The organism is Ruegeria profundi (assembly GCF_049800715.1).
GTDB lineage: Bacteria > Pseudomonadota > Alphaproteobacteria > Rhodobacterales > Rhodobacteraceae > Ruegeria > Ruegeria profundi_A.
In genome coordinates, this window is sequence record NZ_JBNAFO010000008.1 from 91,430 (window position 1) to 105,950 (window position 14,521).

14 protein-coding genes are annotated in these 14,521 nt (G+C 58.1%); 6 read left to right on the top strand and 8 right to left on the bottom strand.

What is annotated here, in order from left to right:
* Positions 1-207 precede the first annotated feature (207 nt).
* The 6 genes from argE to ACP15L_RS14060 are packed head-to-tail and all read right to left on the bottom strand — an operon-like array spanning position 208 to position 5,714.
* The gene (argE, locus tag ACP15L_RS14035; protein WP_425084643.1) at positions 208-1,353 is read right to left on the bottom strand and encodes an acetylornithine deacetylase; all 1,146 of its coding nucleotides are present in this window, start codon (positions 1,351-1,353) and stop codon (positions 208-210) included.
* On the bottom strand, positions 1,350-2,285 hold the full coding sequence (locus ACP15L_RS14040; RefSeq protein ID WP_170667733.1) for a LysR family transcriptional regulator: 936 nt from the start codon (positions 2,283-2,285) through the stop codon (positions 1,350-1,352). Before ACP15L_RS14040 ends, argE begins: the two co-directional genes overlap by 4 nt.
* Before the next feature lie 54 nt (positions 2,286-2,339).
* Positions 2,340-3,449, bottom strand: a complete 1,110-nt coding sequence (locus tag ACP15L_RS14045; RefSeq protein WP_425084644.1) for an aromatic ring-hydroxylating oxygenase subunit alpha — start codon at positions 3,447-3,449, stop codon at positions 2,340-2,342.
* 24 nt (positions 3,450-3,473) lie between these two features.
* Positions 3,474-4,148 (bottom strand): DUF1028 domain-containing protein, encoded by a 675-nt coding sequence (locus ACP15L_RS14050; RefSeq protein ID WP_425084645.1) that lies wholly within the window; start codon positions 4,146-4,148, stop codon positions 3,474-3,476.
* A 4-nt stretch (positions 4,149-4,152) separates the two neighbouring features.
* A complete protein-coding gene (locus ACP15L_RS14055) occupies positions 4,153-4,569 on the bottom strand; it encodes a RidA family protein (protein ID WP_425084646.1) in 417 nt (138 codons plus the stop codon).
* A gap of 2 nt (positions 4,570-4,571) precedes the next feature.
* Complete coding sequence (locus ACP15L_RS14060; protein ID WP_425084647.1) at positions 4,572-5,714, bottom strand: aromatic ring-hydroxylating oxygenase subunit alpha; 1,143 nt, start codon at positions 5,712-5,714, stop codon at positions 4,572-4,574.
* Positions 5,715-5,914: 200 nt separating this feature from the next.
* Between ACP15L_RS14060 and ACP15L_RS14065 the strand changes: the two genes are divergently transcribed.
* Positions 5,915-7,162, top strand: coding sequence for a flavin-containing monooxygenase (locus tag ACP15L_RS14065; protein WP_425084648.1), 1,248 nt, complete (start codon positions 5,915-5,917; stop codon positions 7,160-7,162).
* Between the two features lie 209 nt (positions 7,163-7,371).
* Here ACP15L_RS14065 and ACP15L_RS14070 read toward each other — a convergent pair whose 3' ends face one another.
* Complete coding sequence (locus tag ACP15L_RS14070; protein ID WP_425084649.1) at positions 7,372-8,244, bottom strand: amidohydrolase family protein; 873 nt, start codon at positions 8,242-8,244, stop codon at positions 7,372-7,374.
* Entirely contained in the window at positions 8,241-9,254 is a 1,014-nt protein-coding gene (locus ACP15L_RS14075) for an ester cyclase (RefSeq protein ID WP_425084650.1), read from the bottom strand. Before ACP15L_RS14075 ends, ACP15L_RS14070 begins: the two co-directional genes overlap by 4 nt.
* 152 nt (positions 9,255-9,406) lie before the next feature.
* On the opposite strand from ACP15L_RS14075, the gene ACP15L_RS14080 reads away from it, so the two are divergent.
* The 5 genes from ACP15L_RS14080 (at position 9,407) to ACP15L_RS14100 (ending at position 14,521) form a co-directional block, all read left to right on the top strand.
* Entirely contained in the window at positions 9,407-10,453 is a 1,047-nt protein-coding gene (locus ACP15L_RS14080) for an ABC transporter ATP-binding protein (RefSeq protein WP_425084651.1), read from the top strand.
* 75 nt (positions 10,454-10,528) lie between these two features.
* Positions 10,529-11,740: an ABC transporter substrate-binding protein gene (locus ACP15L_RS14085; RefSeq protein WP_170640096.1), complete on the top strand. Its 1,212-nt coding sequence runs from the start codon at positions 10,529-10,531 to the stop codon at positions 11,738-11,740.
* A gap of 67 nt (positions 11,741-11,807) precedes the next feature.
* A complete protein-coding gene (locus tag ACP15L_RS14090; protein WP_170380322.1) occupies positions 11,808-12,830 on the top strand; it encodes a carbohydrate ABC transporter permease in 1,023 nt (340 codons plus the stop codon).
* Position 12,831: 1 nt separating this feature from the next.
* Positions 12,832-13,986, top strand: a complete 1,155-nt coding sequence (locus ACP15L_RS14095) for a carbohydrate ABC transporter permease (protein ID WP_425084652.1) — start codon at positions 12,832-12,834, stop codon at positions 13,984-13,986.
* A gap of 4 nt (positions 13,987-13,990) precedes the next feature.
* The gene (locus ACP15L_RS14100) at positions 13,991-14,521 is read left to right on the top strand and encodes an ester cyclase (RefSeq protein ID WP_170380320.1); all 531 of its coding nucleotides are present in this window, start codon (positions 13,991-13,993) and stop codon (positions 14,519-14,521) included.

Here is a 14,521-nt window from a genome sequence, read left to right on the forward strand (position 1 = left end):
TTCTGTAGCAAGGTTGTGGCACATTAGACTCCGCAACAATCTCTGACGACACGCGACCGATCCATTAGAATGGACAACGCTTAAAGCTGACCACAATACGCCAATCCAGGACCGCCCCTTACCGGAGCAGACGGCATTCATACGCATCAAGTGTGGGCGTCAATTGTCGGAAGCTTCGCAACTGACCTCACAAAAAACACATCTGCCCTAGAGGCCAAACAACACCTCATTCGCGACTTTTCCAAGCATGAGGGAACAAGCAACCAACTGTTCTTCGGAAACATACTCATCAGGCTTGTGGCCTTGTTCCGCCATAGACCCTGGGCCGCACACCACTGATGCGATGCCGAGGTTTGACAGAACGCCAGCCTCAGTTCCGAATGCAACGTGGGTTGTGTCGCCGCCGCCAGAGGATTTGACCAGTGAGACCACCGGTTCAGAGCTAGCGACCGACAGCCCCGGGTACCCCGCCAACGCTCGAAGCGAGATTTGGGCAGCCGGTGGAAACTTGGCTAACACCGTGTCTGCTGCCTGCTGAAGTTCGGCTTCGATCTCGTCGGGGTCATCTTCCGCCAGATGCCGGAACTCAAACACAAGTGACGCTTTGTCGGGCACAAGGTTGAGTGCCGTGCCGCCGGACAGCTGGCCAACATGGAAGGTCGTATAGGGAACATCGTAGGCGTCGTTGCGGATCCCGGTTTGTTGGACCTTTTGCTGCATCTGGCGCAATTCTGCGACGAAATCGACAGCAACGTGAAGTGCGTTGACAAATTGCGGGGCCAGTGCGGAATGTCCGGCCTCTCCTCTGATGTCCGCGCGGTATGCGCGCTTGCCCTTGTGACCAATGGCGACCAGCATCTCGGTCGGCTCGCCCACAATGGCCAGTTTGGGGCGTCCCAAAAGCGACGGTAGCTGCTTTTTCATGCGTGAAATCCCGACGCAGCCGATCTCTTCGTCGTATGACACCAAGAGCTTCAAGGGCGTTTTCAGTTCCCGACCCTGCACGGCATCGGCGAGGGCCAGCATCTCAGCTAGAAAACCTTTCATGTCGGTCGTACCACGCCCGTACAATCGGCCTTCTTGTCGGGTCAGTTTAAAGGGGCTTACGCTCCAGTCCTGCCCCTCGACCGGCACCACGTCGGAATGCGCAGAGAGTAGTAGGCCACCTTCAACGGACGGCCCGATTTCTGCAAAAAGCCCTGCCTTGGGTTCCTCAGGATCCGCGATGCGCTGCACCCGAAAGCCGCGATCTCGCAGAAAGGCTTCGATAAAGGCGATCATATCGAGGTTGGATCGGGCACTGACGGTTTCAAAGGCAACCAAACGCTCCAGAACCTCTAGCGAGACACTCATGAAAGCGCTTCTCCTCCGATGGCGCGGAAGGCGCCCGCGCGGGCCTGAGCCTGCGCATAGTCTATGAACGCAGACACAGTACGCGACTTTTCCGCACCGTGGGTGGTCAAAAGGCCCATTCTCAAGGACCGAACCGGTCCGGTGATCGGCACACAAACCAGCGGGTTACCGTCCGGTGATGTATTGCTTTGCGGGCGCACATTGGCGATGGAATAGCCAAAGGCGTTTCCAACCATTGAACGCATCACCGCCATGTCTCGCGTCAGCTCCACGATACGAGGCTGGCGCGAAGATGCGGTAAACAGCGACAGGAAGTAGTCGGTACTGATCGGCAAATCGAGAAGGATCATTGGCAGGTCCGCCAGGTCATCAATGGATACGGACGTCCGTGACGCCAATTCGTGTCCGGCATGCAGCAACGCAAACGGGTTCAGGCGCACAAGCCCGATGAAATTCAGATCGGTTGGAATATCCATGTCATAGGTCAGCGCAATGTCGATCTCGGACCGTTGCAACGCGTTGAATATCTCTGCCTGGTTCAGTTCTTTCTGGGCGATCCTGACATCGGGAAATCCGGTTTCAAACCCGCGCCGCAACCGCGGTAAGACAAGTTGCGCAAAGGTCAGGAGGCAGCCCACTGCGAGAGGGCCGCGCGCCGTACCTGAAATATCGGCGGCAATGTTTGCGATCTCTCTCGCGTCGTTCAGGACCTGGCGGGCTTTTTCAAGCACCCTCTGCCCACCTTGCGTCAGTGACAGGCCCTGCGCGTGTTGCCTTACGAACAGCGAAATCGCCAACTCCTCTTCAAGCTGAGTGATGGCCGATGAGATCGACGGCGACGAAACGTTCAACCGGTCTGCGGCCCGCGCTATACTACCTGTTTCGCCAACCGCAACGAGGTACTCCAACTGCCGGAGGGTCAGACGCGGCACGCAGACGCTCCTATTTTAGAGACGTTGGCAGAGGTTTTCAGGGCTCGCATACTCTCAGGCCAGATCAGGGGCACTATCCTGTTGGGCCAGCCAGGTCTGGAAATCGCGGATCGTGCCTTCATAGTCATCCCCTGCCAGCGGCCCCTCGATCGCGTGGGCTGAATGCAGCGCGACCTGCATGCGCTCAAGCTTTTCGCGATCCTCGCGGTTGACCTCTTCCCAGAGCGCGATTCGCCCCTGGATCGTGTCGTGATCGAGGTTATCGCGATAGACGGACATCGTCCATTTGACGCGGATCAGGTTCGCGTTGATCGGGAAAATAGACAGCGATACGAGCAGGCTGGCGGCTTGGCTGGCCACCTGCGTGGGAAACTTGGCAAAGAGGGATGACCGTTTTCGTTCTGCCTCGCTCAGGCCCGTCGCGCCGTCTCCGCGCGGTGTGATATTGTCCGGGTAATTGGCAGCATAGGAGGTGTAGCCGTCCCCGCTGACCAGCTTGCGCGACAGCCCTGATGGGGTGTAGCCGTGCAGGGTTTGCGGATGGACCACACTCAGATGGTAGCCTTCCATGAAGTTCTCAACCAGGCATTTCCAGTTGGTCTGCCAGTTCTCTTCAGCCACATGCACAAGGCGGAAGTCCTCTGTCTCATAAGGTGCCAGCATTGCATCAAGCTCAGGGTGCTCAAACGGCGGGGCGTCTGGCGTAAGGTTCACGTAAATGAACCCGTTCCAAAGCTGCACCTGGTGTTCCGGCAGCCTGCAGGATTTGGGATCAAAGCCCGCATTCTCCATTCGCGGCGCACGCAGCAAGGCACCGTCGCGCCCATAGGCCCAAGCGTGATACGAGCAAACAAATCGCTTTGTATTACCGCTTCCTTCTGCCAGAGGCATTCCGCGATGCCGACACACATTTGCAAGGGCGCGGATTTCACCTTCATCGCCACGCACGACAAGCAAGGGTTCATTCAGAAGTTGGACGGTGAAGAAATCACCGGGTTCCGGGATTTCGTCGACCCGACCCAAGCAATGCCACCCGCTGCGCAGCACAGTCTGCGCCTCGTGGTCGAATTGCTCCTGCGAGGTATAGAATGCGCCGGGCATACCCATCGGGCGATCCGCGGGCAAGGCGGCCAAGTCTTGAAGTTTCGTTCGCAAATGGGTCATCCCGGCCTCCCTTGTTGTTATGTCTTACGCGTCCCCCGGCACGCCATAGGAGGGCGCGGCGGAGGGATCGAGTGCGCGGCGCACGTAATCGTCCAGTTGTGGTTTGTAGACGTCCCAAGCGGTTGCAACCGCTTCAATGGGGCAATCCTCGGTCCAGTCGCAGCGCAGGTCGGCCACGGGCCAGCTGACTTTGTCGACCAACATCAGACCAGCGGAATGCACGGGCCCGGCCTCGCCCCCGGCTACAAGCCCAGCGCGCAGTGCAGCAATCAGCCGGTCACCCAAGTGACCTGTCGCATCTTCGAATGCGGACACGATGGCAGCGGGTACACCGTCATGGGCCAGAAGATTGCCCCCCGATGCAACATCCCTGCCCTGCGCCTCGTTCCAGTTGCCCAGTACATTTTGGCCGGAGTGGATGGCTGTGGTTCCGATTCCATCAATTGCCAGAAGCTGCCTGTACGCGATGTGCGCGGCCTCACCAGTGATTTGGCGCACCGCCACCTCAGCCGAGGCGCCCTGTTCCATCAGATCGAGCGTCTTTGGGCCAAGGCTCGGATCGGTGACATTCTGGCTTGCCACCGCACCAACGCCTGCACGGGCATAGGCGCAACGGGCTGCAACGGCCGGAGAGGAAGACGAGATCGCCATGCCAAACATGCCGGTCTGCGCGCAGCGGGCCACAAGAGAGAAAGTCACGGGGCTAGTCCGGGATCACGGCGGTGGCGTCAATCTCCACCAGCCATTCAGGCCGTGCCAGAGCCTGTACAACCAGACCGGTTGAGACAGGATGAACGCCTTTGATGTATTCGCCCATGGTCCGATACACAGCCTCACGGTGGCGGACATCGGTGATGTATACGACCACTTTGACGAGATGCTCCATTTCGCCGCCTGCTTCTTCGATCAATTGCTTGATGTTCTGCATCACCTTGTGGGTCTGCTCCGCGGGGTCATGGCTGTCGATGTTCTTGGAATCATCCAGGTTCTGCGGACACTGCCCGCGCATCCAGACAGTACTCCCGCCGCGTGTGACGACGGCTTGGCACAGGTCATTGTCGAGCGATTGTTCAGGGTAAGTATCGCCGGTATTGAAAGGGCGGATGCGGGTGTGGGCCATATTTAGGTCGCGCCTCCTGCGTCGATCTTTGACATCAGATACTGCGCAAAGTCATAGTTCGGGCGTTCCAGATGGCTGAGATGCCCAGGCGATGCTGCTTCTGAACATAGTCCCCGAAACACTTTTTCGGTACAGCCACGATCTTCGACATTCACGTCATCCAGAAGCGCCTTGAGCGCGGTGAAATTGTCTTGCGCGTCTGGGTCATCCGCAAAGTCATTCGACATGCCACCGCCAAAGCGGATATGCACCTGACCCGGCCCTTTGGGATGCAAGGACAGATACCAGAAATACCCTGGCGTCAGCGTGATCATCAGGCTTGGATAAAGCGCCAGAAGAAAGGTCGTGCGGCGTTCATCGCCTTTCAGCCGGTCATTGCTGGGGTGCGCCATGGCGATGCGTAGGGATTCATCCTTCAGAATCGTGTGGTAGTTGAAGGCTGCGCTGCCGGGCGGGCAAATCATGTCCTCCAGCCGCGACAATCCACCAATCGTGCCCGCGTGACACACCGGCAAATGGTAGCTTTCCATGAAATTCTCGGCCAACACTTTCCAGTTGGTATCCCAGACATGTTCTTCGTAGAACGCCTCGGAATAGTTGGCCATGTCATAGCCTTCGATCATGGTCGCCACTTCGGACAGTTGCTGGGCGACGGGTGCCGCATTTGGATCAAGGCAGACAAAGACCCATCCCAGCCATTCCTCGCAGCGGACCTGAGGCAGCGCGTAGTTGTCTTTACAAAACCCCTCGTTCTGCTTCATCGCGGGCGCACCGCGTAGCTTGCCGTCGAGGCTGTAGGTCCAGGCGTGATAGGGGCAGACGATTGTCTTTGCATTCCCGCGCCCATGCAAAAGTGTCGACATGCGGTGCAGGCACACATTGCTCATCGCGCGCAGATCTCCGTCCCTGTCGCGCAACACAACGATTGGCTGCCCGGCCAGTTCGCAGGCCACATAGTCCCCTACAGACGACAAGGCGTCGGCCCGGCCCACACAGTACCAGTCCTTTCGGAAGATGTGCTCAAGCTCTGCATCGACAAAGCTCTGCTCGGTATAGACCTCGGTCGGCATGGCCCGCGCACGTTCAAATGGGGCCGAGGTGTTCGCGCGCAGAGCGGCGATAGGATCAACGTGGTCTTTGGGCATGAACGAACCTCTTTGCCTGAGTCGCGGGCGGCCACCGCATTCACATACTGAGACGGCTTTTGCCGGAAACAAACCAAAAGTCTATCTTACCGGTGATTAGGTAAAATCTAATCGACATAAGATGATACAAAATTAGGGTTGCACAAGCAAAAGAAGCAGCCGGGCCAACAGATACCCAGCACGGCAAAAAAGGTGACGCGATGGAAAACTTCGACACGGTGGTGATTGGCGCAGGTCAGGCGGGCATTGCCACAAGCGAGCATCTCCGTGCCCAAGGCATTGAACACGTCCTTTTAGAGCGGGGCCGCATTGCCGAACGTTGGCGATCCGAACGGTGGGATTCACTCGTTGCAAATGGTCCGGCATGGCATGATCGCTTCCCGGGCCTCGAGTTTTCCGGCGACCGCGACGCGTTTCCGCGCAAGGAATGCGTGGCCAAGTATTTTGAAGACTATGCCAAAATGATCGACGCGCCCGTGCGCACAGGCGTTACGGTGACGCGTGCGCGCCCGCATGAAAACCGCGCGGGTTTTTTGATCGAAACGTCGCAAGGTCCCATAGAAGCGCGCCACCTCGTCTGTGCCACAGGGCCGTTTCAGAAACCGGCGATTCCGCCGATCATCCCCGAATCCTCTGACGTTCTGCAGATGCATTCCACCGCGTATCGCAATCCCGAGGCTTTGCCTGAGGGCGCCGTTCTGGTCATCGGCGGTGGTTCCTCCGGATCGCAGATCGCGGCCGAATTGCATGATGCTGGGCGCGAGGTTTTCTTCTCCATTGGCCCCCATGACCGACCTCCACGTCGCTATCGCGGGCGAGACAATGTCTGGTGGCTGGGAGTGCTCGGCATTTGGAATTTGGATACTCCGGCGCCCGGCACCGAGCATGTCACAATCGCAGTCAGTGGCGCGCATGGCGGCAAAACTGTAGATTTCAGGAAACTTGCCCAGCGCGGTATCACTTTACTGGGGATGTCGTCGGGATATGAAAACGGCGTTCTCCATATCGCTGATGACCTCAAAGCCAATCTTGATGCGGGCGACGCAAACATGTTGTCCCTGCTCGAAGCCGCCGATGCCTATGTTGCGCGCACCGGCATGGACCTACCAGAAGAGCCCGAGGCCTGGGTCGTAGGGGACGATCCCGCCTGTGTGTCAGACCCCATTCGCGAGCTGGACCTTGAGCGCAACAATATCCGCACCGTGATCTGGGCAACTGGGTTCCAGTTTGATTACGACTGGCTAGAGGCAGACACGCTGGACGACCGAGGCAGACCGATCCATCAGCGTGGTGTCTCTCAGGTGCCAGGGCTGTATTTCGTCGGGCTGCCATGGCAATCGCGCCGTGGGTCCTCGTTCATCTGGGGCGTTTGGCACGATGCAAAGTTCATCGCGGACCAGATCTCTATTCAGGAAAACTATCTGGCCTATGCACCAAACTCTCCTTGAGAGGTGTCGACTTGCAAAAGAGATTCAGGCCGTTCGCATGAGCGGACTGATCTGTCTGGCTCGGTTTTAATTTGAAGCCGAAAGTCGGGCTGTGATTGCCTGAAATGATGAAACCGAATGAATCTGGGCGTGCACTTATCTAAGCGTATCGCCCCACGCGGCACCCTCAATTGCAACGGGCCGATCAACTTCGAGAACAGTTTCCAACTTCACTCAAAACGGTAAAACCTCTTTGCAGTGTTGTGGAACACGCTGTCCTTATGCGCGTCAGGGATCAGTTCTTGAAGGCGCGAAACCAGCTCAAGGTAAGTCGAAGAAAGACTGTCGACCGGAAAGTTCGATCCGAACATGCAACGATCGGCGCCGAATTGCGACAAGCAGGTTGAAACGATTGGCGCGACGCTTTGGGCGCTCCAATTGTGATCAAACATGCCAAGCCCCGAGAGTTTGCAATGGACCTGCGGCAGTTTGGACAGGGAACTAAGCGCCTCTTCCCAGTGACTTAACCCCTCAGCGCTGCGGTCATGTGGTGAGCCAGCATGGCAAAGAGCGACAGGCGTACCTGGTGCCTGAGAAAGCGCTTCGGCAGTTTGCTCCATCAATTCGGGAAGCAATTGCAGGTCAAAGGAAAGGCCTCGCTCGCCCACAGTGTTCAACCCTTTCCGGAAATCCGGGTTTTCAAGCAATCTGTTTGTGCCGGTCTTGGCATCTTCGCCCGGCGCGCGCCCGACGATCTGACGCACACCCCGGACCGAGGGTAGCGATTGAAAGCGATCCAGCTGGTACTCCAGATCATCGGCCGTCAGATCGCAAAACACGACCTGAACCAGCGGCCAGTCCGGATATTGATCGGCCACGGATTGCACCCACTGCGCCTCGGCCCAGGGATCTGCAGCACCGACCTGAATATGGACCGAAGCCGAGAAGCCCTGTGCCGACGCATCCGCGCGATACTCTGGCAACAAGTAGTTACGCTGAATCGGCGTGGGATCGCCAAAGAACCGAACGGCCCCTTTTTCCATCAACCAAGGATACTCGACCGCGTTCAGATCCCACAGATGGTGATGTGCGTCTATCTTCATGGTGTTTTGACCCCAACAGTGCGGCCCAATACGTCGACCCCCTGTTGTTTCCAGAAATGCAGCAGGTCTATGAAAATCCAGTTTTCGGCCAGTTTGTCCTCGGCGCGGCGGTAAATGTCGATCACCCTGAACTCGCCCGGTTCGTCAGTGGCCGGCATACCCATGAACCCTCCTGAGGGCGTTGCGGTGAAGTTGGGCCAGCCAAAGAAGCCGCCATAGTGTCCTTCGGCCAGACGGCAGATATGCTTGGTCTTAGACCGGTCTTTGAAACCCGCACGGAACGGTCCCGAGTGTTGCTTGGCGTAGCGTTCGATCGTGTAGGTCGCACCTATCCCCTCGGGGCCCCACCAGATCATGTCTTGATGCCAGGTTCTGGCCAACTCTTCCTCAAGCGGTAACCCGCCTTGCCACTGGCCAAGGTCCGAGATCATCGCATTGATCAATGCCAGTGTTTTCTCACCCTCTGCAACCGGCTGTTCCGTGAGCAGCAGGCCGTCATGTGGCATTGGGCCGGGTTGCACCAGATGCGCCGCTGTTTGCGGAGGAAACGGGTTCTGCCCGGCCTGCACCATCAGGTGTGGTATGTCGAAATACATCGCCGTTTCCGTGATCTTGCCGTCGGCGACCTTGTAGAAGGCGCAATAGCGCAGAAACGCAAGCTTTCCGGTCGGGCGAATGCCCAACCAGGGATGGTCGAACAGGCCCATCAAATGCCCCATAGTGACGACCCACACATCTGATTCATCACGCAGCGAATTCTGCCCGGCGAACATGATATCCACCCGATTTTGCAATCGTGTCAGACTGGATTTCAGGGGCATCCAGAATTGCTGGGCCACTTGTTCTGCATCATTGATCAAGTTGAACGGGTGAAAACCGCGCCACAGTGAATCAAGCGTACAGAAACGGCTCATGACGCTGAGAACGTCTTGGGGCGTCGCTGAATCCAATGCGGAATGAAAGTCAGAGATAACTTTTTTCTCTTTCTGGAAGGTCACGGTATTTTCCATTTGTGTCAGGGTGTTGCGCGTTTTGTGTCGCTAGAATGAATCGGGTATTTTCCACATTCTTGCATACGTATGCAAAAAAGTCTTGCCTGATTTGATATATGCGAACTACAGTTTTGCAAACGTATGCAAAACGAATCCTAGTTGGGGGCACCATGGCGGAAATTCAACTGCGTAACGTCGGCAAACGATGGGGTTCGTTTGTGGGGGTCCACAATTTTGACCTAACCATCGCAGATCGCGAGTTTCTGGTGCTGCTGGGACCATCGGGTTGCGGCAAGACCACCACGATGCGGATGATCGCCGGGCTTGAGGACGTGACCGAGGGCGATATCCTGATCGACGGTAAAGTCGTCAACGATCTGGAGCCCAAAGACCGCGACGTGGCGATGGTGTTCCAAAGCTATGCGCTCTACCCCAACATGAATGTCTATGAGAACATCCGCTTTCCTCTGAAAGTGCGCGGCATCGACCCGGCGACCCATGACGACAAGGTGCGCCGCGCCAGCGCAATGGTCGAGCTGGACGATTTTCTGCATCGCAAACCCGCCGAACTGTCGGGTGGGCAGCGGCAGCGTGTGGCCCTGGCCCGCGCCATCGTACGTGAACCGAACGTGTTCCTGATGGACGAACCTCTGTCGAACCTGGATGCCAAGCTGCGGGTTTCGACCCGGGCGCAAATCAAGAACCTCAGCCATGAGCTGGCGGTGACGACGATCTATGTCACCCACGACCAGATCGAGGCGATGACACTGGCTGACCGTGTTGTGGTGATGAAACAGGGCGTGGTGCAGCAGGTCGGCAGCCCGACCGAAATCTATGACCGACCCGCAAATACATTTGTCGCCAGCTTTATCGGCTCGCCCGCCATGAACCTGATGGAGGGTGAGGTCGCGGGCGGCGTGTTCCGTGCGGAACATGTCGAGATCCCGGTCAACGCACCCGATGGCCCCATGACACTGGGTTTCCGGGCCGAGGATGCCAGCCTTGCCGAAGGCTCGGGCCAGATCACCGCACCGATCTACACGCTCGAGCTTCTGGGCGACGCGACCATGATCTCGGTCCGGGTCGGTGGGGCTTTGGTGTCGGTCAAGGCCGATAAATCTTTCCGCGCCGAGATCGGGGATGATGTCTCATTCTCGGTGCCAACAGAAATCTGTCACCTCTTCGAAGCTGGAAGCGGTGCGCGGATCGGGGGGTAACCCCGCCAACAGCCCTTCGGGGCATAACAGCGGTCCGGACGTCGACGACGGACCCATCCTGACAGGGAGAAACGCATGAAACTCAAGACGATCCTAATGGCAGGCGCCATGGCCATCGCGGCAAGCGGTGCATCGGCAGCCTGCTCCTATGAAAACGAAGTGCCGCTGAAATCGCTGTCAGCGGGTTTCGAAGCCTGGAAAGCTGTGACGGACGCAATGGCCGAGTGCGGCAATTTCAGCGCCTCGCTGGATCAGGAATTCCGCGAGAAGCAGCCCGAAGCCTTTGCAGCCGACCCTTCGCTCTATCAGATTGGCGGCGTGGCGAATGAAACCATGATCCCGCTTCTGAACGCGGGCACAATCCGTCCGCTGGATGATCTGGTTGCAAAATACGGGCAAGACCTGCTGCCCAACCAGCTGATCAAGGTGGATGGCAAGGTGATGGCGATTGCCATGATGGTGAACGCGCAGCACCTGATGTATCGCGATGATGTTCTGGCCGAGCTGGGCATTGAAGAACCCAAGACCTATGACGACGTTCTGGCTGCCGCCGCCAAGATCAAAGAGGCCGGCGTGATGGAATACCCCATCGGCGGCACCTTCAAAACCGGTTGGAACCTGGCCCAGGAATTCGTCAACATGTACATGGGCGAAGGCGGCACGTTCATCGGCGAGGGCAACATGCCCGCGATCAACAACGAAAAGGGCGTCAAAGCGCTTGAGACGATGAAGGCCATGACCGAGTTCATGGATCCCGAATACCTCGTGTCCGATTCCACCTATGTGCAGCAGCAGTTCCAACAGGGCAAGATCGCCATGGCGAACCTTTGGGCCAGCCGCGCCGCTGCCATGAATGACGAGGCCGAAAGCCAGGTGGTCGGCAAGGTCACCATGGCTTCAGCTCCGATGGGATCCGAGCGTCCCTCGACCACGATCTGGTGGGACGGCATCGTTCTGGCCTCGAACATGAGCGATGAAGAGGCGGACGCCGCCTTCCGTCTGGTCATGGAAGGGATCGACGGTGACATGGTCAGTGCGAACAATGACACTGCCGTCTGGCTGAACGCGGCCTACCAGCCCGGCGAACTGGCTGCAGGCGCTGCCGCCTCGGCGGAAAACGGTGCGGGGGCCTACCCGGCCAGCGCCGCAATGGGTGTTCTGCACAGCGCCTTGGGCAACGGTCTGGCCGATTACCTGACCGGCGCCAAGGACGCACAGACTGCGCTGGCCGATATCGAGGCGGACTACATCACTGCCGCGAAAGAAGCTGGCCTGATCAGCAACTGATCCTCCCCGGGGAGGGCCCCGTGCCCTCCCTGTTTCCCCACCCGAGAACCATGAGAAAGGCAGAGCCATGAATTTCAGGACATTTGCCGCCTTTGTTGGCCCCTCTGTCTTTATGATGCTTCTCTTTATCGCTTTCCCGTTGGTCAGCGTGTTCAAGCAGAGCTTTTACATCACCCAACCCGTCTATGAGATGGTCGAGGTCGAAACCTGCACCCCTGGCTTCCTGACCCAGACCTGCGTGACCGAGCAGAAATCGCAGCCCAAGCTGGACGAACATGGCGAGGTGATCACACAGACCGAATATGTCGGCCTGCAAAGCTATCGCAACGTGCTGGAGCCCGAACGTGCCTGGCGCGCGATCACCGAGGGCAATTGGTCGGTCCTGTCCACCATCAACTTTTGGAAGGCGCTACGATTCACGCTGACTTTCACGCTGATCACACTGCCTCTGGTCATTGGGTTCGGGTTGGGCATCGCGGTTCTCATCAATAACGCCGCGGGGTCGATCCGCGGGCCGGTCATCTTCATCTCGCTGCTGCCTTTCATCATCACGCCGGTAATCGGCGCGCTGTCGATCAACTGGCTGTTCCGTGGGGACGGCATCCTGACAGCGCTGCTGGAATGGTGGTTGAACCGCGACATCGCCCTGTTCGCGCAGGCCTGGACGATTGAAATCCTGATGATGTTCTATCGCGTCTGGCACGTGGCCCCGTTTGCGGCCGTTGTGTTCTATGCCGGGCTGCAGACCGTCAATCAAGACAGTCTAGAAAGCGCCGTGATCGATGGGGCGACGCGTTGGCAGCGGATGAAATACATCGTCATTCCGCATCTGATGCCGCTGATCATCTTCGTATCGATGATTCACCTGATGGACGCTTACCGGGTGTTCGAAGAGATCGTCGGTTTCTCCAGTCAGGCTTATGTCATCTCGCTGCAATGGCTGACCTTCGACTTCCTCGTGCCGGATCAGGCGGGCAACCGGTCGATCAGCCGGGCCTCGGCCAGCGCGATGCTGACCATGATCGGGATCGTCATTCTGCTGATCCTGCCGCTGCGCCGCACCTGGCGCGACCATAAAGGAGGCCACTGATATGTCCTCGCGCGCGCTTCGCCAACCTCTCAGCCTGCGGCTGACCTCAAACATCTTCCTGGCGTTCTGGTGCCTTGTCGCCGCCTTCCCGATCGTCTGGATCGCGATCATGAGCGTCAAATCCCCAGTGGACGCCTATGACAGCAACGCGCTGAACGTGATCTTTGGCCCGGCGACGCTGGCCACAGGGAACGGATTGTCGGTTCTGGATATCATTCTCGGGATCGCGGTGATCTGGGGTGCTGCCATGGCCGTAACCAAGGTGCTGCCCGCGAAGATCAGGGAATACACGTCGCCGGGTCAGGCATGGTTCGGCTGGGTGGTCGGCGTACTTGTCGCCTTGATCGCGTTCCTGCTGGTCTTCTTTGTGGTCCTGCCTGCGGTTCTGAACGTGCTGAACCCGCTCTTTGGACCCTTGGGTCGCGACGTGCTTGGCGTGACGACCGAGCATTACAAAACCGTCTGGGTCGACCGGGGCTTTTCCAACAACTTCAAAAACTCGCTGATCGTGACCGCCGGGGTTGTGACTGTATCGCTTACCGTGGGCACGCTGGCGGGTTATGGTCTGGCGCGGTCGGGCTCAACACTGGCCTTCTGGATTTTGCTGATTGCGCTTATCTTTCGCGCGCTGCCACATTCGGTTCTGGTGGCGGGCTATCTGCCGGTCTTCATCAACTCGGCCGAATGGCTGGCGCCAATTCTGGGTGAGAATGCACCGACGCTTTATGGTAAGCCTTTCGCCGTGATCGCGGTGCTGGTTGCGATCAACCAGCCGTTCACGATCTGGATGCTGCGCTCGTTCTTCCAGAACATTCCGGCCGAACTGGACGAGGCGGCGCGGGTTGATGGCTGCAACCACTTTCAAGCCTTCCGCCGCGTGATCATGCCGGTCATGTGGCCGGGAGTGATTACGACTGGGCTGTTCAGCTTCCTGCTGGCCTATAACGACTTTCTTGTGACCTCGCTGCTGCTCGATGCGCAGAACCAGACGATGGTCCCTGCCATTGCGGGCATGTTCAACCGCGAAACAACCACGACCGATCAGGTGGTCGCCGTGGCCGCTGCGGTGTCGATCATCGCCCCGCTGTTCTTCCTTGTGATGATCTTCCAACGCCAAATCGTAAGCGGGCTGACCGCTGGCGCAGTAAAAGGATAAAGAAATGAAGGGTTCCCGCCCGGAACAAGCCGTTCTGACTCGTGACACGGATCTGAGCAAAACCGAAGACACGCGCCGCGTGATCGAAACCATGGTGGACGGTTTGAACGACCACCGTATTGACGATATCGGCGAGTTCTTCTCAAAGGGTTTCCGCTGGATGGGCAATCAGGGCTGCGGCACCAAGACCGGCCTGAAGGAATTTCAGGATAACTGGCAGCGCCCCTTCCAGGCCGCGTTTTCCGACAAAACCTGTATCGACGAGGCACGCCTCTATATGGGCGAATGGGCCGCCGCCTTTGGCCGGCAAGAGGCCACCCATTCCGGCGAGTTTCTGGGCATCGCCCCCACCGGAAAGCGGGTCGAGATCCGTTACATGGATTTCTGGAAAGTGGTCGACGGCAAGATCGTCGACAACTGGGTGAATGTGGATTTCGCCCATGTGGCCGCGCAGCTGGGGGTCGATCTGTTTAACGGTGAGGGCTGGGAAGCCTATGACCGGGGTGAGAAAACCGCACCCCGCCCCGACAAGTAA

Bases quoted from the DNA above. Each gene is read 5' to 3' on its own strand.
- ACP15L_RS14045 (WP_425084644.1), bottom strand. From the start codon at position 3,449: ATGACCCATTTGCGAACGAAACTTCAAGACTTGGCCGCCTTGCCCGCG.
- ACP15L_RS14075 (WP_425084650.1), bottom strand. From the start codon at position 9,254: ATGGAAAATACCGTGACCTTCCAGAAAGAGAAAAAAGTTATCTCTGAC.
- ACP15L_RS14085 (WP_170640096.1), top strand. From the start codon at position 10,529: ATGAAACTCAAGACGATCCTAATGGCAGGCGCCATGGCCATCGCGGCA.
- ACP15L_RS14080 (WP_425084651.1), top strand. From the start codon at position 9,407: ATGGCGGAAATTCAACTGCGTAACGTCGGCAAACGATGGGGTTCGTTT.
- ACP15L_RS14060 (WP_425084647.1), bottom strand. From the start codon at position 5,714: ATGCCCAAAGACCACGTTGATCCTATCGCCGCTCTGCGCGCGAACACC.
- argE (WP_425084643.1), bottom strand. From the start codon at position 1,353: ATGAGTGTCTCGCTAGAGGTTCTGGAGCGTTTGGTTGCCTTTGAAACC.
- ACP15L_RS14065 (WP_425084648.1), top strand. From the start codon at position 5,915: ATGGAAAACTTCGACACGGTGGTGATTGGCGCAGGTCAGGCGGGCATT.
- ACP15L_RS14095 (WP_425084652.1), top strand. From the start codon at position 12,832: ATGTCCTCGCGCGCGCTTCGCCAACCTCTCAGCCTGCGGCTGACCTCA.
- ACP15L_RS14055 (WP_425084646.1), bottom strand. From the start codon at position 4,569: ATGGCCCACACCCGCATCCGCCCTTTCAATACCGGCGATACTTACCCT.
- ACP15L_RS14090 (WP_170380322.1), top strand. From the start codon at position 11,808: ATGAATTTCAGGACATTTGCCGCCTTTGTTGGCCCCTCTGTCTTTATG.
- ACP15L_RS14100 (WP_170380320.1), top strand. From the start codon at position 13,991: ATGAAGGGTTCCCGCCCGGAACAAGCCGTTCTGACTCGTGACACGGAT.
- ACP15L_RS14070 (WP_425084649.1), bottom strand. From the start codon at position 8,244: ATGAAGATAGACGCACATCACCATCTGTGGGATCTGAACGCGGTCGAG.